The sequence below is a fragment of the Nitrospira sp. genome (assembly GCA_035968315.1).
Taxonomy (GTDB): Bacteria; Nitrospirota; Nitrospiria; order Nitrospirales; family Nitrospiraceae; genus Nitrospira_D.
The window spans coordinates 393,321-413,266 of the sequence record JAVYIN010000005.1 but is presented as its reverse complement, the minus strand read 5'-3'; the positions used below and the strand labels follow the sequence as shown (position 1 = coordinate 413,266).

General features: G+C 58.1%; 20 protein-coding genes. 2 read left to right on the top strand and 18 right to left on the bottom strand.

What is annotated here, in order from left to right:
- Positions 1–123: 123 nt before the first annotated feature.
- A complete protein-coding gene (locus tag RI101_05550) occupies positions 124–849 on the bottom strand; it encodes a flagellar brake protein (protein ID MEC4889507.1) in 726 nt (241 codons plus the stop codon).
- Positions 846–2,087, bottom strand: a complete 1,242-nt coding sequence (locus RI101_05545; protein MEC4889506.1) for an HD-GYP domain-containing protein — start codon at positions 2,085–2,087, stop codon at positions 846–848. Before RI101_05545 ends, RI101_05550 begins: the two co-directional genes overlap by 4 nt.
- A gap of 247 nt (positions 2,088–2,334) precedes the next feature.
- Between RI101_05545 and RI101_05540 the strand changes: the two genes are divergently transcribed.
- Both RI101_05540 and RI101_05535 read left to right on the top strand, forming a co-directional pair.
- Positions 2,335–3,567, top strand: coding sequence for a DUF3391 domain-containing protein (locus tag RI101_05540; protein MEC4889505.1), 1,233 nt, complete (start codon positions 2,335–2,337; stop codon positions 3,565–3,567).
- The gene (locus tag RI101_05535) at positions 3,564–6,407 is read left to right on the top strand and encodes a response regulator (GenBank protein MEC4889504.1); all 2,844 of its coding nucleotides are present in this window, start codon (positions 3,564–3,566) and stop codon (positions 6,405–6,407) included. Before RI101_05540 ends, RI101_05535 begins: the two co-directional genes overlap by 4 nt.
- 40 nt (positions 6,408–6,447) lie before the next feature.
- Here the strand turns inward: RI101_05535 and RI101_05530 are convergent, their stop codons facing one another.
- The 16 genes from RI101_05530 to RI101_05455 all read right to left on the bottom strand — a co-directional run bounded on the left by RI101_05530 (position 6,448) and on the right by RI101_05455 (position 19,920).
- The gene (locus RI101_05530) at positions 6,448–6,933 is read right to left on the bottom strand and encodes a flagellar assembly protein FliW (protein ID MEC4889503.1); all 486 of its coding nucleotides are present in this window, start codon (positions 6,931–6,933) and stop codon (positions 6,448–6,450) included.
- Positions 6,934–6,942: 9 nt separating this feature from the next.
- Positions 6,943–7,188, bottom strand: a complete 246-nt coding sequence (gene csrA, locus RI101_05525; protein MEC4889502.1) for a carbon storage regulator CsrA — start codon at positions 7,186–7,188, stop codon at positions 6,943–6,945.
- A gap of 83 nt (positions 7,189–7,271) precedes the next feature.
- Positions 7,272–9,038 carry a flagellin gene (locus RI101_05520; GenBank protein MEC4889501.1) on the bottom strand — a complete coding sequence of 589 codons (1,767 nt, stop codon included), beginning with the start codon at positions 9,036–9,038 and terminating at the stop codon, positions 7,272–7,274.
- A gap of 14 nt (positions 9,039–9,052) precedes the next feature.
- Positions 9,053–11,047 carry a flagellar hook-associated protein FlgK gene (flgK, locus tag RI101_05515; protein ID MEC4889500.1) on the bottom strand — a complete coding sequence of 665 codons (1,995 nt, stop codon included), beginning with the start codon at positions 11,045–11,047 and terminating at the stop codon, positions 9,053–9,055.
- 2 nt (positions 11,048–11,049) lie between these two features.
- Positions 11,050–11,562: a flagellar protein FlgN gene (locus RI101_05510; GenBank protein ID MEC4889499.1), complete on the bottom strand. Its 513-nt coding sequence runs from the start codon at positions 11,560–11,562 to the stop codon at positions 11,050–11,052.
- 77 nt (positions 11,563–11,639) lie between these two features.
- Positions 11,640–11,945 carry a flagellar biosynthesis anti-sigma factor FlgM gene (gene flgM, locus RI101_05505; GenBank protein MEC4889498.1) on the bottom strand — a complete coding sequence of 102 codons (306 nt, stop codon included), beginning with the start codon at positions 11,943–11,945 and terminating at the stop codon, positions 11,640–11,642.
- A gap of 76 nt (positions 11,946–12,021) precedes the next feature.
- Positions 12,022–12,360, bottom strand: a complete 339-nt coding sequence (locus RI101_05500; protein ID MEC4889497.1) for a rod-binding protein — start codon at positions 12,358–12,360, stop codon at positions 12,022–12,024.
- 78 nt (positions 12,361–12,438) lie between these two features.
- Positions 12,439–13,578 carry a flagellar basal body P-ring protein FlgI gene (locus tag RI101_05495; GenBank protein ID MEC4889496.1) on the bottom strand — a complete coding sequence of 380 codons (1,140 nt, stop codon included), beginning with the start codon at positions 13,576–13,578 and terminating at the stop codon, positions 12,439–12,441.
- On the bottom strand, positions 13,575–13,865 hold the full coding sequence (locus RI101_05490) for a hypothetical protein (GenBank protein ID MEC4889495.1): 291 nt from the start codon (positions 13,863–13,865) through the stop codon (positions 13,575–13,577). Before RI101_05490 ends, RI101_05495 begins: the two co-directional genes overlap by 4 nt.
- 14 nt (positions 13,866–13,879) lie before the next feature.
- Positions 13,880–14,569, bottom strand: coding sequence for a flagellar basal body L-ring protein FlgH (locus RI101_05485; protein MEC4889494.1), 690 nt, complete (start codon positions 14,567–14,569; stop codon positions 13,880–13,882).
- 8 nt (positions 14,570–14,577) lie between these two features.
- On the bottom strand, positions 14,578–15,372 hold the full coding sequence (gene flgA / locus RI101_05480) for a flagellar basal body P-ring formation chaperone FlgA (GenBank protein ID MEC4889493.1): 795 nt from the start codon (positions 15,370–15,372) through the stop codon (positions 14,578–14,580).
- A 9-nt stretch (positions 15,373–15,381) separates the two neighbouring features.
- Positions 15,382–16,173, bottom strand: a complete 792-nt coding sequence (gene flgG / locus RI101_05475) for a flagellar basal-body rod protein FlgG (protein ID MEC4889492.1) — start codon at positions 16,171–16,173, stop codon at positions 15,382–15,384.
- Positions 16,174–16,277: 104 nt separating this feature from the next.
- Positions 16,278–17,048, bottom strand: a complete 771-nt coding sequence (locus RI101_05470) for a flagellar hook basal-body protein (protein ID MEC4889491.1) — start codon at positions 17,046–17,048, stop codon at positions 16,278–16,280.
- A gap of 211 nt (positions 17,049–17,259) precedes the next feature.
- Positions 17,260–18,186 carry a diguanylate cyclase gene (locus tag RI101_05465; GenBank protein MEC4889490.1) on the bottom strand — a complete coding sequence of 309 codons (927 nt, stop codon included), beginning with the start codon at positions 18,184–18,186 and terminating at the stop codon, positions 17,260–17,262.
- A gap of 134 nt (positions 18,187–18,320) precedes the next feature.
- A complete protein-coding gene (locus RI101_05460) occupies positions 18,321–19,070 on the bottom strand; it encodes a FliA/WhiG family RNA polymerase sigma factor (protein MEC4889489.1) in 750 nt (249 codons plus the stop codon).
- A gap of 22 nt (positions 19,071–19,092) precedes the next feature.
- Entirely contained in the window at positions 19,093–19,920 is an 828-nt protein-coding gene (locus RI101_05455) for a MinD/ParA family protein (GenBank protein MEC4889488.1), read from the bottom strand.
- Between the last annotated feature and the right edge of the window lie 26 nt (positions 19,921–19,946).

Genomic DNA, 19,946 nt, shown 5'->3' with positions numbered 1-19,946 from the left:
ACCGCCTGACCCACATTAGATGTCAGATTTTGCCGTATGAGAGAGAAGATTCCGTTGACCCGGTATAAATTGCCGAGGTAGCTGGAAAGACTCGCCTAGCGAGGATTCTGTTGCAGGATGGCCCTACCAAGCGGAAAAATGCTCAGCCCCTTTCTGACTGGTCCACTTTTGAATCGCCTGTTGGACGGACCCTCCCCACCCGCGATATTCGATGTACTCCATTTCCTGAAAACGAAACTCGATCCCCACAAGACAGGTGCTGTCATGAAAATCCGCACTTTTCACAATACCCGTCAAATTTGTGACATGCCCCAATCCAGCCAGTTCAAAGGCCATGCGTACTTTTTGGCCAGGCTTGATCCAGTGATGCGACTGTGACAGGACCACACTGCAGCCCCCAAGACTCAAATCTCTGAGAATCCCTCCGAGCATGTCAGCAGAAGGACGATGTCCACCATGGCCCATCCCGCCTTCCGCGCGCTCCAACAGTACCGGCTCTCTCGACGACACGCGCACATACTTCCGAAGGTGCATGCTTTCGACGATCTGCGGATAGGCGAGAAACAGGAGCGGCACAGGCGCCGAAACAAGATCGCGAATCTCGCTCCGATACCCGACCAATTGCCCCGCATGTTCATAGCTCACACTGCACGCGGTTCCGCGAGGAATCTCTGTCCCATGCGCGATCTGCGATGGCCATTCACAGATGAGCCAGGCATGCTCTTTCCACCCCAGGAGCGCTGACCCAAAGATGCCCTGCTGCTCACCGAGCACCAACGATAATTTCAGCGGAAGGCCGACCGTCATAAAGGCGCCCGGCGATGGCTGCATCGTCGAGATGTCGTTCATGCGCGCTCCGAGTCAAGATAGATTCCGGGTGAAATCCCCGTCGTGGCACGATCTGTCACGCTGACAATGGTGCGCCGCACCGTGTTCTTTTCTTGGACGGCCAAGTCAATCGTTTCCGGCTGCGATAACAGCACATTTCCAGGCCCCTTGACGACGATCACCACCGGAGTCAGCGGAGTCTCATGATTGAGACGACCCACCACCGCCAACTCTCCCGTATTCAGCACCACTAACGATCCGACGGGATACACCCCGACAACCTGGATAAACCGCTGAACCAAACGTGGATCCAGATGGCCCTTCTGGGAAATGAGATACAAAAATTGCAACGCTTCGTGAGCTGGTTTGGCTTTATGGTAGCACCGCTCGCTCGTAATGGCATCATAGATATCGACCACCGCGGAAATCAGCCCAAACTGACTGAGCTGATCCCCCGTCCGCTGGTAGGGATAGCCGCTGCCATCGACGCGCTCATGATGCTCGAGCGCCGGCTTCAAGAAGCAATCCGGCAAATCTGTCGTACCCGACAGCACCTCGGCTCCGCGCAGCGCGTGCTGCTTCATGATTTCGAATTCATGCGGCTCGTACTTTCCCGGCTTATTTAGAATCTCCAGGGGAATCTTCGTTTTTCCGATATCGTGCAGCAAGGTGCCGACGCCCAGCTGATGAATCTCCTCCCCAACAAAGCCGAGATTACGGCCCATCGAAATGGCCAGCAACGACGTATTCACCGAGTGAAAGAACGTATATTCGTCAAAATGCTTGAGACGCGAGAGACTGGTCAATGCATCGGGATTGCGCAACACACTGTCGGCCATGTCGGCTACGACTTGATTCACCGCATCCATATTGATATCGCGGCCCATCCGCACATCGTTCATCGCGTCCTGAATGACGGTCTTCGCCGCCGCGTAGACAACCCGCGCCGCCGGCAACTCCTCTTCGAATGGGAGGACTTCCGTTTGGGGATCCGCTTTACTTGGCGATTCGGCAACAACAGGTCCTAAGTCCTCTGACGTCTCTTGAGGGTGCCCACTCACGGTCTCGCCTGGCCCGGCCAGCTCGGCATCATTGGCAATTTCGACCGTTTGCACACCCGAGGCCTTGAGCTGCTCGATTTGCTCTCCCGAAGTGACGGTCATCCGATGCCGGAAAAAGGGGGTCGCAAACCAGGAACGATCTAATTTTTCGATGCGCATGCCGGGCCGTAACTGATCAATATGAATACGAGTGGACATTCATCACCTGCAATTGAGAACAACAAGGCCTGCCCCTGCCAGGGCGCTCCGATTCTTTATCGGCAGGATGGAGTCCAGGCTTGAGCCATTGGGCCGCATTTCGCAAGCATTTTCATAGCCTTGGGCATGATTCCTGCCCTTGTCCGCCAAGTAAAGAACCGTCTAAAACTAGCCGATAGGATATGCGGGATCCTGCATCATGCAGCCACATGACCTGTGCATGAAGGGGTAAAGGAGCGCCGCATTCATGAGTACAACCAAGCGTATTTCCATCGATGAAGTGACCCCGGGTATGTTCATTCTCGACGTGAACCTGCCGTGGTACCGAACCCCCTTCCTGTTTCATTCCCGTGTCATTGAAGATCTCAAAGCGATCCAGCAGATGAAGGATCATGGCATCACCACTGTCATGATCGATACGAGCAAAGGCCGGGATGTGGCCGATGTGACCAATGACCCGGTTCGACCTTCGACGCCCGCTGAACCGGCGGCAGACACCTCCGCCCAGCAGTTGCAACCCCAGACCTCGGCCGAAGCGGTGTATAGCGAGGCGCATGAGGCCGTCGACCGCATCTTTGCCGATCTGGAACGCGGTCTGCCTCCGACTCCGGCCAAAACGAAAGCGATCGTCGAGCGGGTCTTGGCACATGTGCTCGACCGGCCTGACACGATGATCGCACAAGGGATCATCCAGAAAATGCGCGACTTCGACCGTTCTCTCGCCGCGCACGCCCTCGATGTCTGCATCCTCGCGCTCGTGGTGGCCGTTGAACAGGGAGTCGATCCCGCGCTCTACGATCATGTGGGGGCCGGCGCCCTCTTGCACGATGTGGGGTATGTGAGGCTTCCCCGCAATCTCGTACGAAAACGCTCCGACTGCACGGAACCGGAGCGCCGGCTTTTGCAGAAACACCCCCAATTGGGCGTGTCCTTGCTGAGGGAACACACGGCGTTTCCCGAAGATGTGCTGCGCATCGTGCAGGAACACCATGAGTATGCCAACGGCAGCGGCTACCCGAGCGGCATATCCGCGACGTCACTGTCTCCTCTGGCTCAACTGGTCGGCATCGTCAATTTCTATGACAGCCTCGTCTGCCGGCGCGGCGGGCGCCCGGCCATGAACCCGCACGATGCCATCCGGCAACTCTTCCTCGCCGGCGAACAACAGCTCTACGCCAAATCGCTGGTCGAGACCGTCATTCGCAGTATCGGGGTCTACCCTGTCGGCAGCCTGGTCCGCCTCAATACTGGCGAACAGGCCATCGTGGTTGGCGCCAATCCGACGCAACGGCTGAAACCGCAAGTCAGGATCATTGGCGGTCCGCAGGGAGAATCCTATACCAATCCCGAACGCATCGATCTAGCCATGCCCGGCCAGTACGGTGTGACACGAACAATTCTGCGTGTGCTCGATCCGATGCAAGAACGCGTGAATGTCTCCTTGTATTTAAGCGATGTCGCGAATCGGCTGGCTTCATGAACGACGCGTCGTCACCGCAACCGCCTCTGCCCTCGGCTGGTCTTCGAACTCATGCATTGCTCCGCCATGAGGCGCTGCTCGATGGGCTGCCGCTGGGAGTGGCGCTGCTCGATCACACCGGCGTGATTCAGGCGATCAATGCCGAGGGGGCCCGGTTATTGGGGGGCACCGCACAACACTATCGCGGACAACTCTTTGCCCGCATCTGGAGCCAGGTCACCAGGAGCGATGCGGCGGCCGTTCAGGAGCAGCTCTCCGCCGTGTACCGGGATGGCCAGCCCCTGCAACCTGCCCTGGTTGAGATTCACCGGCAGACCGAAGGCTCTACACCGGTGGAATGGACATGCCTGCGGATCGATCAGGATGGAGAACCGGGCCTCTCCATCAGCTTTCGGGATGTGTCTCGCGAGCGCGATTTGCAGCAGGATCGGAATCGTCTCATCGCCATTGCCGATGAAAGTCCCTATCCAATTATCGAACTCGACCGCCATGCCAATCTTGTCTATGCCAATCCCATGATGACGGAGCTGCTAGGACAATACGGCTATTCACCCAACGGCTTTCCTCGCATCGCCCCTCGCGCACTTCCCGAACTGGTGACGCAATGCCTGTCCTTGGGCATGGCCATTCACGGCGAGGAGGTGCGTCTTCCCGAAGCCAGCTTCTCCTGGATCTTGTGCCCCGTCCCTGCCAACGCCCATGTGCGCGGCTATGCGGTCGAATTGACCGCCGTTCACCGGGTGCAGCAGGCGCTGCAGCGAACAGCCGATGAATTGCAGGCCAACAACCTTCGCCTGGACGGAGCCCTCCAGGAAGCCAAAGCCGCAACCCGCACCAAGGCGGCCTTTCTGGCTACCGTCAGCCACGAACTGCGGACCCCGATGAACGGCGTGATCGGCATGACCAGCTTACTGCTGGAAACTGCCATGACGCCGGAACAACGCACCTATGCGGACACGATTCGCCAGTGCGGAGAATCCCTCTTGCTGTTGATTAACGACGTCCTGGAGTGCAGCAAGATTGAGGCGGGCAAATTGGAGCTGGAATGCCTGGACTTCAATCTGCGCGTCACCCTGGACGAGGTGTTGCGTCAGTTTGCCGAACGGGCCGAGTCAAAAGGCCTGGAGCTGATCGGATTGGTCCATGCCGAAGTCCCGACTGGATTGCGGGGTGACCCGGCCCGGTTGCGTCAGGTCCTGACCAATCTCGTCGGCAATGCCATCAAATTCACCGATCACGGAGAAGTGTCGCTGCAGGCCTATCTGGCAGAAGACCTGCCCGATGCGGCCGTGATTCGCTTCGAGATCACCGACAGCGGAATCGGCATTCATCCGGATACCGTGGAGAAGCTCTTCAAGCCATTCGTGCAAGCCGACAGTTCGACGACCAGGAGATATGGCGGGACAGGCCTGGGCCTCTCCATTTCCAAACAGCTCATTGAACTGATGAACGGACACATCGGTGTTCACAGCGCACCCGGCCAGGGAAGCACCTTCTGGTGTACTGCCAGATTTCTGAAACAACCTGTCGCAGAACCGGCGATCAGCCCGCTGGCAGATCTGCAAGGACGGCGTGTCTTAATCGTCGACGATAACGAATCCAACCGGCTCATCTTGCGGCACCTCACATCCGGATGGGGCATGATCGCTGAAGAAGCAGACAACGCCCAGGCCGCGCTGGAGCGGATAGCCGCCGCGGAATCCCGCGGTGAGCCCTACCATTGCGCATTGCTCGATGTCGTCATGCCGGGAAAAGACGGGTTTCAGCTTGCCGGAGAGCTCCAACAGCGACCGTCGAACCGGATGACTCGAGTGGTGATGATGACGTCCATCCTGCAGCAAGGCCATGCGGAACGAGCCAGGCTAGCAGGCGCGCGCGCCTATCTGAGCAAACCGGTGAGGCATGACGAATTGCGGGATTGCCTGCGCAGGGTGCTGGACGTTGCACTCATAACACAGTCATTAACCACACCCGGCGATTCCGCATCCCCTCAGTTTATTACACGCCACAACTTGCCCAGCCAAACCGTCCGCCCGACCATCCTGATCGTGGAAGACAATGCGATCAATCAAAAACTGGCTGCCCGCATGGTCGAGAAACTCGGGTATCAATCGGATGTGGTTGAGAATGGACGGGAGGCGCTCGCCGCCATTGAAAGCAACCGCTATGCGGCGATCTTCATGGATTGCCAGATGCCGGTGATGGACGGGTTTGAGGCCACCCAGGCCATCCGGGCACTGGAAGCCAGCGGCAAAATGTATTCGAGCGCCGGTCACCTGCCGATTATCGCCGTGACCGCCAATGCCATGCAGGGGGATCGGGAGCGCTGTCTCGCCGCAGGCATGGACGACTACATGGCCAAGCCGATCAAATTGATCGAGGTGCGGGACACGCTTGCCCGATGGATCATACTCCCCTCACCACATACCGCGCCTGACACGGAGGCCACACAACCAGCCCCTATGCTCCCCCATCAGGGGATCTTCGATCCGGTCCAAATGACGTACAATATCGGCGACGACCGCGATCTCGTGATGCAATTGATCGATCTTTTTCTGGACGGGCACCCCGCGGTCCTTGCCAAGATCCGGACAGCGCTCTCACGGAATGATGCGAATACGGTGGCGATCTTGGCCCACACCCTCAAAGGAAGCGCCCGCAACCTCTGCGCGGCGGAAGTCGCCTTTACAGCCGGCCGCTTGGAGGCCATCGGTCATCTGGGCAGGTTAGAGGATGCCCCGCCCCTCTGCGCCCAACTCCAGGCGGATCTGCAGCGATTAATTCATGCCCTCATCTCCTACCGCCGGGCCATCGACCCGCCGAATCATCAAGCAGCCTGATCGATGATCGTACAGTGGAGACTTGCTCTGCGAGAGATAGTTACGCGGCAGAACCGACCGTTGCGCTCGCGGCCGGACCGGCCGAGGCTGCAGCATGCGGCGTGGATGGAAACAACGGATAGCGGGTTGGATATTCGTCGGTGAGCACAAGCTGTTTGCACAGCTTGGTCCGGGAATTCATCAGCAAGGGACCTCGAAGATTCGCCGTAATGCCCGTTGGGTCCTCCGACGGAATCGTCAAGAGAACGGACAGGATCAATTCGTCCTGCTCCGTGGCTTTGACTTCAGTCACGGCATCCGAGGAAATATCGACGTTGTAGCCAGGATGAAACAGCGCCGGATCGATGATCACGAAGGCCACGCCCGGCTCATCCAGCGATTGCAGCCACTTGAAGGGCGCATCGGTATCATGATCAAGAATGACGAACCGTTGAGATTCCGGAAACCCCAAGAGGCCGGCAGGAAAAGTCAGGATGTTCCCGTCTTGTATGTCGAATTCCCCAAAGCGGGTGGAACGGCAATGCATGAGATGTCCTTATGACGCGATCCGTCGATTAGGCGGTGCCAGGCGCCTGAAGGCCTCCAAAGGGACCACTTGCGTCCGGGCCGCCAGCTTGTTCTCGTCCTGAATCCTGGCATGCACTTCATCGCGATGGACTTCCACCGCCTGAGGCGCTTCAATGCCCAGGCGGACCTGTCCGCCTTTCATTCCCAGGACGACGACTCGAATGTTGGGACCGATCGTGACGCCTTCGCCACGTCTCCGTGTAAGGACCAGCATGAATGCCTTCCATGGCCGTATGTGCTCTGTACCCTACGACACTATCGGTTGAATGCGAGAAACCTTGAGCGGCCGCGCTCCTTTTACTGGAGATAATTGAGCAACGATGTATTAAAGAGCTGATTCAAGGTACGGCTGGCCGCCTCGATCGAATATTGCTGCAAGGTCAGATCCGAAATCGCCTTGGCCAAATCGACGTCTTCCGTTTCCGACAGCGTTTGGGTAAAGAAGCTCTTCGCTTCATCCAGGCGCGCCCCGGTGGCATCCAGCCGATTCGAGAGCGCCCCCACCTCACCCAACACGGCCCCGGCCTGGCTCAGGCCCTGATTAAAATCTCCGATCGTCTCACTGATGCCGCCCCGGTAATTCGTCCGCAAGGAAGTCACGAGATTCTTGATCGACGCAAAGAGATCGACATCGGGCCCCACAAACGCCTGGTTGCCCGGCACATTGGTCGAAACCGTTTGATTCGGCCCCACTTCCACATGATGCACACCGGCATCGCCTTGATACTGCAGCCCGGTAACCAGGGCAAACCGGTCGCCGGTCGCCGGCGAGCTGCTGCCGGTCGTCAAGGTAACCCGAAGCCCCTCAAAACTGATCTCGGTGCCGGCACTGTAGGCTTGATTGGCCAACACCGTCCTGGGTGTGAGGCCCACGGCATACGTATCGCCGGTCTGCGGGCCGCCCTGCTGTCCGTTCGTCAAGACCACGCGCAGGCCATCGAACTCGATGGCATTCCCGGAAACATACGTATTGCCTGACGAGACCGTCGTACTCGTCGTGGTGTTCACGATGTTGAACTGCGTGCTGGAAGTAAATTGAATCGCATAGCTATTCAGCGTCAGATTATTGGGCGCGATAATGCCGGCGTCGGCGGTCAAGGCGCCTCCCGCATTCGACGCGCCGCGTGTCACCGCCACCGGCGCGGTCACATCCAGCACATCATAGGTCGACGCGGAAGAAAAGCGAATCATGTAGTCGTCCAGAGTGACTTGGTTCTCATCGGCCACTGTCCCCTGGCTCGCGATCGCGCCGCCGGTATTGGTTGACGCGGGACTGCTCGTGGCCGTGATCGCAAACGGAGAGGCGCCGGTCGTCCGGCTTCCCCCATTCAACCCCAGCGACGCTCTGGCCGTTCCCCCCGTGATGGCAACCGTCGATGTCGGGCCAGACGTATCCGATGCGATCACGAGATGATCGGTGTCGAATATCACGGTCACGTGCTTGCCCGCGGCGGACAGCGCGGAATCGGCGTTGATTTGCGTTTGGACCTGCGCCGCCAACTGTGCGCCGGTGAAACTTCCGGTCGCAGTCGTCAGGTCGATGGTGCCGGATGTCGTCCCATCGACGGACACGACTAAGGTGTCATTCGTCCCATTGGTGAGCGTAACGGGTGCCGTAATGGCGAGGCCTGTGGTCCGCCCGTGGGTGCTGGTCCCGGTAAAGACGGCCTGCCCGTTCAACTCGGAATTGGCATATTGCTGAACGAGGCCGTATAATTGGCGCACTTCCTGTGACCCGCTGACACGTTCGGAAAGCCCGTTCGTGTCGGTCCTGAACTGCACCGCCAGTTCCTGAATCCGGCTCAACGTGCTGGTCGTGCTGGTCAGTAATGAACCGCTCAGATCGAGTCGCGAGCGCCCCAGCGAGATGTTCCGGAGGCGTTGATCGATCGCCGCAACCGACGCTTTATCCAGCCCGATGAGGTTAAAGGCACTGGGGTCGTCCGACGGCTGGCGCACTTTCTTGCCCGTCGAAACCTGCTGTTGAAACTCCAGCGCGCGCGCGCGCGAACGCTGGAGATTATTCACCAGAAGGCCAAAGGTTTGTTGTTCGGTCACTCGCATCGCAATCGCCCCTCTTACCGCTTCAAGGAAAGCAGGGTATCGTACATTTCATCCGTGATTTTGATTAATCGGGAGGCCGCCTCAAATCCGCGCTGAAACTTGATCATATTGACCAATTCTTCATCGATCGAGACACCCGATACCTGCGCCCGGAATCCATCCAGTTGATCGCGCAAGATTTCCTGTGCGCCTAAATCCCGATCGGCCGTTTGGGCCAACACGCCAATATTCGCCGCCGCATTTCGATAACTGTCCTGAAGCGTGATGTTGCCTAACGACGAAAAGCTCTGCCCTTGAATGGCCACCAATTGCAGCATCGTGTCGTTATTCCCCGGCACTCCGGTGCGCGTGGACGATGCCGCGACGGAAGCCGGCGTCGTCAACGCAACAGAAATGTCACGAGCCGTGTTCTCATAGGAATTCACCCGAAACACATCATTGGCTGCGGGCGCGCCACTGACCGTGACGCTGAGGCCGTCGAAGTTGACCGTCATAGGACTGCTGTAAGTGCCACTCGCCGCCGTACTGGTCCCGCCGGTCAATCCCAAGGAGGCCCGTGCAGTCCCGCCGGTCACATTCACGGCGGAAGAAGCTGTCGTATTGTTGGAGGTAATCACAAACCGGCTGGTCGTCGTGTCGTAGGTGACCGATACCGAGAGCCCCGCCGCATTGATTTTCGCCTGCATCTCCTGCGCGAGCGCGGCGCCGGAGGAGTAGGCCCCCCCCGTCAAAGTAACGCCGACTGCCGCTCCCCCATCCACCGTCACCGTCAGCGTATCGTTCGTGCCCGTCACAATGTTCAATGGAGACCCGGACGAAGGCGCGGTTATGGCCGTCCCCGTATAGTTTCCCTTGATCGTGGCACCCGTGGTGGTATCGACGATGGAATAGGCGCTGGAAGAGGAAAACTGAATTTCATAGTCGTGAAAAGTCAGCAGACTATTGGCGGTGATCGCGCCGCTCCCGATGGTGCCGGTGCCCTGATTATCGGCAGACGCTTCGGTGGTCACGCTCAAGGGAGAAAAGAAATCCTGGCCGGTCGATCCATCGAGACCGAATCCTTGCCGGTGGATCTGGTTTACGGCGTTCGACAACGTCGCCGCCAGCCGGTCGAACCTCGCCTGGAGATCCGGAATCGTGGTATCACGCAGATCCAGGAGACTGCGAAGACTGCCATTGGAAATATACTGGTCAATCCTGATCGTCCGTGAGCCACCCATCGCATACCCGATCTCGACCATCCCACCGTTCTCAGCAGAGGTTACCGTCGTCAGATCACGCTGAGTGGTATTATCCACCAGTATTTGCCCGCGCGCGGCAAATACGGTAAGTCCACCCGTGGACGTTTCTGCTGTCGTAACATCGATCCGCTTGGCCAGCTCGTTCAGCGCCAGATCGCGTTGATCGCGCAAATCATTGGCATTTTGCCCCATCAACTCAGCCGAAGTAATTTGGCCGTTCAATTCCGCAATTTGCTTAGTATAGCTATTAATCTCCGTCACGGTTTGCGTGACTTGGAGATTGAGCGATTGTCGTGTCGTGGTCAAATCCGACGCGGTTTGATTCAACGCGGCAGCTAATTGTGAGGATTTAGCCAGCAACACGGACCGAGCCGCCAAGTCGTTGGGCGACGTCGAGACGTCTTGCAAACCTTGATAAAAGTCGTTCAAGCGCGCGCTGATCCCCTGATCGTTGCTGTCACCAAAAATACTTTGCAGGCGAAACAGTTCGTCACGCGACAGAGTCAACCGGCCGAGCGTCTGTTGCGAGGTCGTGATCTGCTGATTGACAAACGTATTAATGTTCCGGCGAATGGAGGTGGCCTGAACCCCCGTCCCCATCATACCGGGCTGACCACTAATAGGGCTTCGCTCTGCAAGAACAGCTTCCTGCCTAGTGTAGCCTGGGGTATTGACGTTGGCGACGTTGTGTCCCGTAACCGCCATCGCCTGCTGCGAGGTATTGAGTGCCGAGCGGGCGATATCGAATAAGGAAGTCAGGCCGACCATAGCTACCCCTGCTGATAGAGCATGGCTGCGGAAGACTGAAGCGTGGCCCGCTGCCCGTTCCGATTGTAGGCGTCTGCGCCAGATAGGGTTGCGGTGCCTGCCGCCAGGGCGCCTTCAATCACATGGCGAATGCCTTCGATTAAGACGACGTTCTGCTTGATTTCCTCCCGCGCTCGTTTCGCGACGGTCATCAGCGCGTCGTGATGGCGCCGTAAGGCTGGAACATGGGGGCTTTGCCAGCAATCCAGCAAGGCTTGAACAGACGTTGCAGCCTCCGGCAGGTTTGCCATCTCTGCAAGGCCACGGATCGCGGCTTCCCTGGACTGGGTCAGCGTCTGAAGCGTCTCCAGTATCGCAAGACGGCGGAGATTGATATCGTGAAACTCTGTAATGGCTAGAGCCTTAATCGCACGCCGCTCTTCCTCGACAGTTTCGAGCAGCGCATGACAGGACTCGCATTCCTGGATAAGAACCTGGCTCAGCGCCTGTGCCTGTGAAGAACTCCCCGAAGTCATAACGCACTCCTTGCGACCCTGCTTCGGAACCGGCGAAGCCATCCTGGCTTCGATTCTGACGACAACCGACGCTGTTTCTACAGGACCGCGTCGGTCAACACTTGCTTCATAATCGCATCGCCGACCTTGCGGCCACTCACATCATACGTGCCGCTATCGATCGCCTGCTTGATGCGATCGACCCGTGCCTCACGTTCAGGATCAGGCTCTTGGCCCAGCGCCCGAATACGCTGCAACTCCTTCGCCTGCTCTGAAATGTGGACTTGATCCTTGCCGGATTCCTTCTGGGCCGTCGACCGTGCCGGGGCTGGCCCGTTGGCGGGCTGAACCCCCAAAAGAATCTTGGCTAATTGATCTGCCCGACCGTGACCTGAAATCTCCATGATGCGCTCCTCTTGCTAACGACTGGTTGGCTCCCCTGATGTGACCATCCGGAGGCTCCAATCCCTCTCGCATCCTTTATCGGCTTCCAGGGCGTGGAACTTGAGGGGGCGGCGTAAAATTTTTTTCGATATACGATTCGACCATCTTGGCAATCCCGATCCCACCGGCATCGGCAGCCCGATTACTGATCTCCTGGTCATAAAAGGAATAAAAATATTGGGCATCTTTCCCGGTCATGCCTGTTTCATGAACCGTTTCCCTCATGACTTTCAGCAGATACGAGATAAAGAAGGCCTCATACTGCTTGGCCGCCTTGCGCATTTCTTCAGGATTTTGTGGAATTGACTGCGTCTGTGACGGGGCAGAGGCGCCGGTCAGAGATAATGAGCCCCCCTGATCCAGCGTCTGCATCATGGGAACCACTGACGTCTCGTTTATCCTCACACGATCACCATGATAACACTAAAATATACTTTAAATTCAATTATATGCCTAAATAATCTCAAGGCTTGCCTGAAGTGCCCCTGAAGCCCGTAAGGAAGAAAGGATGGCCACCAAGTCCCGAGGCGTCACCCCGACTGCATTGAGAGCTCGCACCACATCGCCTAACGTGACCGTTTCATCCACCACCATCAATCTGGACTCCTGCTCTTTCACCTCGGTCTGGACATCCGGCGTCACAACGGTTTGTCCACCCGTTGATCCGATTAACGGAGCTGGCGGCTGGGACACATTCAAGGTATTCTTCACCGAGATCGTCAAATTGCCGTGAGAAATTGCGCAGGTCGATATACGGACATGCTCCCCCAATACGACGGTTCCCGTCCGTTCATTCACCACCACCTTCGCCGCGGCATCGACGGAGACATCCAATCCTTCGATTGAAGCGATATACTCGACGACCCGCCCGTGAAAAGCGGTTGGAATAAGGGCCTTTACGGATCCCGCATTGACTGCGGCGGCACTCCCCTTGCCAAATACCCCCTCGATCGCCTCGGCCGTCCGAATCGCCGTGGTAAAGTCCGCCTGGCGCAACAAAATCGAAACCGTTTCCCAGGAATCGATATCGACGACCGCTTCCTTCTCAATAATGGCCCCGCCCGGCACGACACCGGCGGCCTGATGGTTCTTCGTCACCGTCGCCCCGCCCGCGCCTCCCATCCCACCCAAGAATCCTCCGATCGACACCGGACCCTGGGCCACGGCAAAGACCTGCTGGTTAGCCGCCTTCAACGGCGTGAGCAGCAAAGTCCCACCCTGAAGACTCTTGGCATTGGCCATCGAGGACACCACGACATCGAGCGTCATGCCCGGCTTGGCGAAGGGCGGCAATTTCGTCGTCACCATCACCGACGCAATATTCCTCGTGAGCAATTGAATGGGATCGATCACCAAATTGATCCCCATCTTGTTCAACATCGACATCATGGCCTGAATGGTAAACTGGCCGCCGATAACCTGGTCCCCGGTGCGATCCAACCCAACGATCAAGCCGTAGCCGATCAATTGGTTCTCGCGCACGCCTTCGATCGTCCCGATGTCCTTGATCCGGACCGCATCGGCGGGAATCGGCAGGAGTACCAGCCCAGCTAATACACTGCTCACGATAACTTGAATCCACCGTGTCATCATTGCAATACGATGTCCTTTTGCCCTGAGGCCCGATGAGGAGATTGGGCCGGTGCTTTCCGTCCAAGCCAGCGAGACAACCAGCCCTGCTCCGGCTCGGGCTCTTGCCCAGCTCCGCTCGGAACAGCTCCATTATGCCAATAGACCGTGCGCGTCGGAAGCAGCGGCGGCGCCAAATCCGCGCGCCGGACGACACCGCTCAGCACCATCATTTTGAGCGAATCCAGCGAGAGGGGTTTGCGCCATGGGAGCCATCGCCGTACCGGCTTACGCCTGACCGTCGTTGCCATCTCCCCCCCTTTCATCAGAACGGATAAATCCAGTCGAGAATGCGGACCAGCCAGCCAGGCCGCTGCACATCGTCCAGCACACCAAGTCCGGTATATTCGATTTTGGCGTCGGCAATGGCGGAGGACAGGACCGTGTTTTTAGTATCCACGTCCACGCGGCGGACGATGCCGGAAATCGTCATCAACTGTTTCTCCGCATTGACACTCACCTCCCGATGGCCCTCCACTCGAAGATCGCCGTTGGGTGACACTTCCGTCACAATCACCGAGATCGTTCCCGTCAAGGTACCTTCCCGATTGGTGGCTCCTTTGCCGTTGAACTTATTGTGCGCGCTCGCATCAATGCCCAGTCCGCGCCGCGCTTCATCGCCGAGACGGATCCCCGGAATGCCGATGTAGCCCACCCCGGTTCCGGCCAGGCTGTTCTCCATCGTCGATTCCCGTTGCGCCGCCGTGTCCGCTGACTTCGACCCCTTATGCTTCTCGACAATTTTCACGGTCAGAATGTCGCCCACCCGCATCGCGCGCATGTCTTCATACAAATACGCGCGGCCATTCTCCTCCTGCCAGAGCGAACCGGTCGTTTTAGGCGGAGGAAGCGGCGGAATAGTCAGCTTGCTCGATGTCGAGGGTGTATTGGTACAGCCGCCCGCCAGCAGCGCAAGGAGCAAACAGCCACCGCCTGTCATGCGTGAGATCTGCATTGGCACTCCTAAAAGTCCACCTGAACCAAGCCCGGCGCAATAATCTTCGCCCGCAGTTCCCGTCCGGAATCGAGATTGGCCACCATCACGGTCTGCCCAACCTGGCCGCTTCCCTTCGTGACGCCGGTTGTCTGGATCGACAATCCTCCCCGTTTCGCTTCAATCAACACCCGATCGCCCTTCTTGATTAAAATGGGGGCTTTCAGAAAGGCCTGGCGCAGCGGAGTGTTGGGCTGTAACGGACGTGCGGCGCTCTTGCCCTGTACCAAATTGAGATCCGTGACAAACTGAGACTTGAGATCGTAGGTCACGATCCGCGCCATCGTCAGATCCTCGGCCTCAAGGATTTCATCCGCTTTGACGGAGCGATTCGGGACGACGACGTCGATTGAGGCCGCCAGATCCACCAGCACCTCCATCGTTTTCCAAGCCTTTCCATCGATCACAATCTGCACGTTCACATTCCGCCGTCCCATGGCGCCTTCGGACGCCACAGGGAGAACGAGCAATTCCGCGGCCCCGACGGGAATCTTCACGGATACAGCCGGCTCAATCACCGCCACCTGCACGGCTTTGACGCGAGACCCCCATTCATTCTCGAAATATTTCCGAACCGCCAGCTGGATCTGCTCGACGGACACCTCTCCCTTTGCGGGACGCCCGGCATCGAACTTGTGCGGCGCCGGCCCTCCTTGGCCGGCCACCGACGCCAGGTGCACCACCTTTTCGGACCCCGCGCCCCATGCCTGCCCCACGATTACCTGGACGAGAACAGCGGCGAAGATCAGTCCTATTCGATACATGGTCACCCCTTATCTGCGGAGATTATTGGCAATCGACATCATCTCGTCCGATGCCTGAATGGTCTTCGAGTTAATTTCGTAACTCCGTTGCGCGATGATCATATTGACCATTTCTTCCGCCAAGTTGACGTTCGAGCTTTCCAGAAATCCCTGTTGAATCTGGCCGAAGCCCGTCGAGAATCCGCCGGTCCCTTGCGTGGGCGGGCCGGACGCAAAACTGTCGATCATTAAATTGTTCCCCATGGCGACGAGGCCGGAGGGATTATCGAAGCGGGTCAGCTGGATTTGGCCGACTTGAGACGCCTGAGTGACGCCCGGCAGCAGGACGGACACGGTGCCATCCTGGCCGATATCCACTTTCAACGCGCCCGACGGAATCGTGATCACGGGGTTCAGCAAGTCGCCGTCGCCGGTCACCAGATTGCCGACGTTGTCACGCTTGAAGGACCCGTTGCGGGTATACATGATCGTGCCGTCCGGCCTGGAAACCTGGAAAAAACCCGGCCCATCAATGGCCAGGTCCAGATCGTTGTTCGTCTGCCGCATATTGCCCTGAAGCCATTCCTTTGAAACAGTCGTGGGTCGCACGCCGCCGCCGACTTGAATGCCGACCGGATAGACCCCCACGTTCGACGCGTTCGTGCCGGGCAGGCGCTGGATTTGGTAGAGCAAATCCGCGAATTCCGCCCGGCTGCGCTTGAACGAGTTCGTATTGACGTTGGCAAGGTTGTGGGCAATGGTATCGACGTTGAGTTGTTGCGCCGTCATACCCGTTGCCGCGGTCCACATGGCTCGAATCATACTTCCCTCCGGTCAGTCGGGCGTGAGTTCCGGGGCACGAGGCGAGAGGGAGATTCCCGTTTACCATCCCTCGCCACTAGCCCCTTGCCTCACGCCAGGTTCAGTTACAGCACTCGTCCGACATCCTGAATCGCCTCTTCGGCCATGCGATCCAGCGTTTGAATAAGCTTTTGTGCCGATTCGTATCCGCGCATCCCCTGAATCATCTTGACCATCTCTCCCACCGAATTCACATTCGACTCTTCGACATGGCCCACTTGAATCGATGGATTCTTCGCAACCGCGCCCTTATCGGACGCGAACATGCCTTCCGTGTATTTCTCCGGCATCTGATCGTCAGGGAACTCCACCACCTTGATCTTGCCCACGGGATTCCCATCGACCTTGATCTCTCCCTGGGCCGAGATCTCCAGCTTCCCTGCCGGAATCTTCAGTTCTCCCTCCGTTCCCATCACCGGATACCCAAGGTTCGTCACAAGCCGGCGCTGATTGTCGAGCGACAGCATCCCGTTTCTAGTAAACCGCGTGCCCTGAGGCGTCTTCACTTCAAAAAATCCTCGCCCATCGATCGCCACGTCGAGAGGATTGCCCGTCAGACGAATCCGTCCGGCATCATAGGTCGTCTTCAAGGCATAGGGAGCGACATACACACGCTCAGCCGGGCCGAAGGGCTTCACCAGCATCCGATTCGCAAAGGCGTTGGCATTGGCCACCATCGGCACACCCGTCTGCACTTTGGGCAAAATCGATTTGAACGCTTGCTCATCCTGCTTGAAGCCCGGGGTGTTCACATTAGCCATGTTATTGGCAAACACCTGCATGCGCCGTTCATGAGCGATCGCACCGGACAGGATCGGATAGATACCTCGATTCATCGCGTACACTCCTGGATGGATGCCGTCGAACAACTACACAGCAACCGTCATGCCAGAGCAGTGCGGTGTCCGAATTCAACACTAGTATGAGAATTTACTGGGGATTGCGCCGTGAACTCGTCAGAAGACTGACAGACTGCGAGAATATTGGCAGATGCACGAGGCGGAAAGTTCCACCGGAGCGGCAGAAAGTGCCTAGTTTGGACAGGTGTTATGCGGCTCGCGATGCGTGCGGGGAAACGGAATTGGCCCCTGGTCTCTCTTGCCAGGCCGAGCCGGAGAAATGGATGGGATGCTCCGAACTCGCACGCGTCAGTGACTGAACCGCCTGAGCCAGCAAGGCTTCACCGGACACGATCTCAGGACCCAGCATCGCGCTGCCGATCCGGCAGGACAACACGACCTCTTGCCCCGACACCAATAACGGGAGGGAGAGCGTGCGCTGAATGCGGTCCGCGCAAGCCCTGATCTGCTCTCCTGACACAACCGTCTCGATCAGGACCGCAAACCGTTGCCCCCCCAGATAGGCCACCGTATCACGGGATTGGAGCGCGCTCTTGATGCGAGCCGCTTCCACACGCGCGACCAGCGTCACGCTCGCTGGCGTTCCTGCTTTCGAATCCGGCCGGAAGTGGCTCAATTCGACGACCAGCACACCGACACTCCGCCCAAGATCTGACGCCTGCTCGGCCGCATGCTCCAAAAGAACGCCAAACAGGCGGATCGTCGGCAGCCCGGTGACTTGGTCATAGGCGGCCAGGCCCTGTCCTTGCGGAACGGCATGGGTGCGCTGGGTACGCGGCCAGCACCAGAATCCGGCAAGACCGCATCCCACACTGACCAACACACCAACCAGGCCCCCCAGCCCCCCTGTTCTAAAACTCGCGGCGGCAATCACGGATGATACTGGCCCGACATGCCTCGCTGAACCAGTGGCCTCGAGAATCGCCCCCTGTGCGGTGAGAAGGCACCCAAGCAACGCAAGTAGAAACCAGCCCAGAGCGAGCGGCCGCGAGGGCCGCACGCAGCCGATGCTGGACGAGACCAGGTCGCGGATCCGGCGAGCAAAGAACCCGCGCCAGCCATGGCTGAAAGAATGACCGATTGCTGTGGAGACCATCAGAGATTGTCGCTTCATGCCAATGCAGTTCCTGCCACCACGGCTTCCATGACAGATCTTTGTCGGCTGATTTGCGGAAGAACTAAAATCGGAAGGCCGGGGATTGCAGCGAACACGGCGGGCGGGGCCCTACGGCCCCCGCGCCTCCCGCCTTAATGCTCTACCTGTAGATGCGCTTTCAACCGCACGATCGCTTTCGTATGGATTTGGCACACACGGGACTCCGTCACCTTCAGCAGCTCACCGATTTCTTTCATCGTAAGTTCTTCATAATAGTAGAGCGTCAACACGAGCCGTTCCTTTTCCGGGAGATCCTGGATCGCTTCGGCAATCGATTCCCGTTCACGCTCATTCACCAGACTGGAGAGCGGGTCAGGATGATGCGTATCGGCCAGCATCTTGACCACCTTATGGCCATCCGGCTCCTGAAGTCCCAGGTCATCGATGCTGATCATGACCGCACCCCGCGCCCGGGAAAGAAAGTCGTCGAGCTCCGACATCGGCATCTTGAGCTCCCCGGCTACCTCTTCATCGGACGGCGGACGGCCCAGCCGGTTGAGGAGCGTGACATGCGCCTTCTGCAAGACGCCGATGCGCTCATGCACCGAGCGCGGCACCCAATCCATCGAACGAATTTCATCCAGCATGGCGCCGCGAATGCGGAATTCCGCATAAGTTTTGAATTTGGCTTCGCGGGACGGATCGTACTTGTCCATCGCATCCATCAGGCCGATCGTCCCGACTGAAATCAAGTCTTCCGCATCCAAATAGGCCGGAAGCCTGAAGGCCAGCCGATGAGCCATGGCCCGAATCACATGCGCAAACTCCTTGATCAATTTTTCGCGCTGGGCCAGTCCGCTGGGAATGGCCGGATGCTCTCGACCGACTGCCGTTTTGCTCATAATCAATTCGCCTATCGCTCCCTCAGACCGCGGAAGTGGTGTGGATCAATCGTTGCCAGAGAAGCTGCACGGAACTTTTCGGGAAGACAGGGGCGTGCCACTGCATAACCCGCCGTGCAAGCCCGGTAATGGCCTGGGCCGCCGGCGAGTCCGGATAGACCTCCATGAAGGCCTTCTGCTGCCTGACCGCAAACGGCACATAGTCATCCTTCGGAATATAGCCAACATATTCGATGGCGACATGCAGGAATCGATCCGCGGCTGTGTCCAACTTGCGGAACACCTCCATCGCTTCCCGCGGACTCTTCGCCATGTTCACCAGCACTTTAAAGCGATGTTCTCTGTATTGGCGGGCCAAAACTTTGATCAAGGCATAGGCGTCGGTCAACGAGGTCGGCTCCGGAGAGACGACGATGATGGAATCTTGTGCCGAGGAGGCAAAAAAGGTCACGTTCGAGGAAATTCCTGCTCCGGTATCGATGAGGAGCACATCCACGGATTCAGAGACCTGCTCCAGCTGATCCAGCAGCAGCAGCTGCTGTGATTCCGTCAGCGCCGTAAGCTGAGGCACCCCCGAGCTCGCGGGCAACACCCGAATGCCGCCCGGCCCGTCAAGAATGACATCGTTGAGCGAATGGGTCCCGGCCAGCACGTGTTCCAGCGTATATTCAGGCACCAACCCGAGCAGCACATCCATGTTCCCCAGGCCCAGATCGGCATCCAAAACCAGCACGCGCTTGCCGGCTTTGCTCAATGCGATGGCCAGATTGGCCACCACGTTGCTTTTTCCGACTCCGCCCTTTCCACTCGCCACTGTGATGACATGGGTGAGTGCGCGGGGGTGGTCCATTACCTCAGCTGCTGTCGGTGAAACAA

Bases quoted from the DNA above. Each gene is read 5' to 3' on its own strand.
- RI101_05550 (MEC4889507.1), bottom strand. From the start codon at position 849: ATGAACGACATCTCGACGATGCAGCCATCGCCGGGCGCCTTTATGACG.
- RI101_05545 (MEC4889506.1), bottom strand. From the start codon at position 2,087: ATGTCCACTCGTATTCATATTGATCAGTTACGGCCCGGCATGCGCATC.
- RI101_05540 (MEC4889505.1), top strand. From the start codon at position 2,335: ATGAGTACAACCAAGCGTATTTCCATCGATGAAGTGACCCCGGGTATG.
- RI101_05535 (MEC4889504.1), top strand. From the start codon at position 3,564: ATGAACGACGCGTCGTCACCGCAACCGCCTCTGCCCTCGGCTGGTCTT.
- RI101_05530 (MEC4889503.1), bottom strand. From the start codon at position 6,933: ATGCATTGCCGTTCCACCCGCTTTGGGGAATTCGACATACAAGACGGG.
- csrA (MEC4889502.1), bottom strand. From the start codon at position 7,188: ATGCTGGTCCTTACACGGAGACGTGGCGAAGGCGTCACGATCGGTCCC.
- RI101_05520 (MEC4889501.1), bottom strand. From the start codon at position 9,038: ATGCGAGTGACCGAACAACAAACCTTTGGCCTTCTGGTGAATAATCTC.
- flgK (MEC4889500.1), bottom strand. From the start codon at position 11,047: ATGGTCGGCCTGACTTCCTTATTCGATATCGCCCGCTCGGCACTCAAT.
- RI101_05510 (MEC4889499.1), bottom strand. From the start codon at position 11,562: ATGACTTCGGGGAGTTCTTCACAGGCACAGGCGCTGAGCCAGGTTCTT.
- flgM (MEC4889498.1), bottom strand. From the start codon at position 11,945: ATGGAGATTTCAGGTCACGGTCGGGCAGATCAATTAGCCAAGATTCTT.
- RI101_05500 (MEC4889497.1), bottom strand. From the start codon at position 12,360: ATGATGCAGACGCTGGATCAGGGGGGCTCATTATCTCTGACCGGCGCC.
- RI101_05495 (MEC4889496.1), bottom strand. From the start codon at position 13,578: ATGATGACACGGTGGATTCAAGTTATCGTGAGCAGTGTATTAGCTGGG.
- RI101_05490 (MEC4889495.1), bottom strand. From the start codon at position 13,865: ATGGCAACGACGGTCAGGCGTAAGCCGGTACGGCGATGGCTCCCATGG.
- RI101_05485 (MEC4889494.1), bottom strand. From the start codon at position 14,569: ATGCAGATCTCACGCATGACAGGCGGTGGCTGTTTGCTCCTTGCGCTG.
- flgA (MEC4889493.1), bottom strand. From the start codon at position 15,372: ATGTATCGAATAGGACTGATCTTCGCCGCTGTTCTCGTCCAGGTAATC.
- flgG (MEC4889492.1), bottom strand. From the start codon at position 16,173: ATGATTCGAGCCATGTGGACCGCGGCAACGGGTATGACGGCGCAACAA.
- RI101_05470 (MEC4889491.1), bottom strand. From the start codon at position 17,048: ATGAATCGAGGTATCTATCCGATCCTGTCCGGTGCGATCGCTCATGAA.
- RI101_05465 (MEC4889490.1), bottom strand. From the start codon at position 18,186: ATGAAGCGACAATCTCTGATGGTCTCCACAGCAATCGGTCATTCTTTC.
- RI101_05460 (MEC4889489.1), bottom strand. From the start codon at position 19,070: ATGAGCAAAACGGCAGTCGGTCGAGAGCATCCGGCCATTCCCAGCGGA.
- RI101_05455 (MEC4889488.1), bottom strand. From the start codon at position 19,920: ATGGACCACCCCCGCGCACTCACCCATGTCATCACAGTGGCGAGTGGA.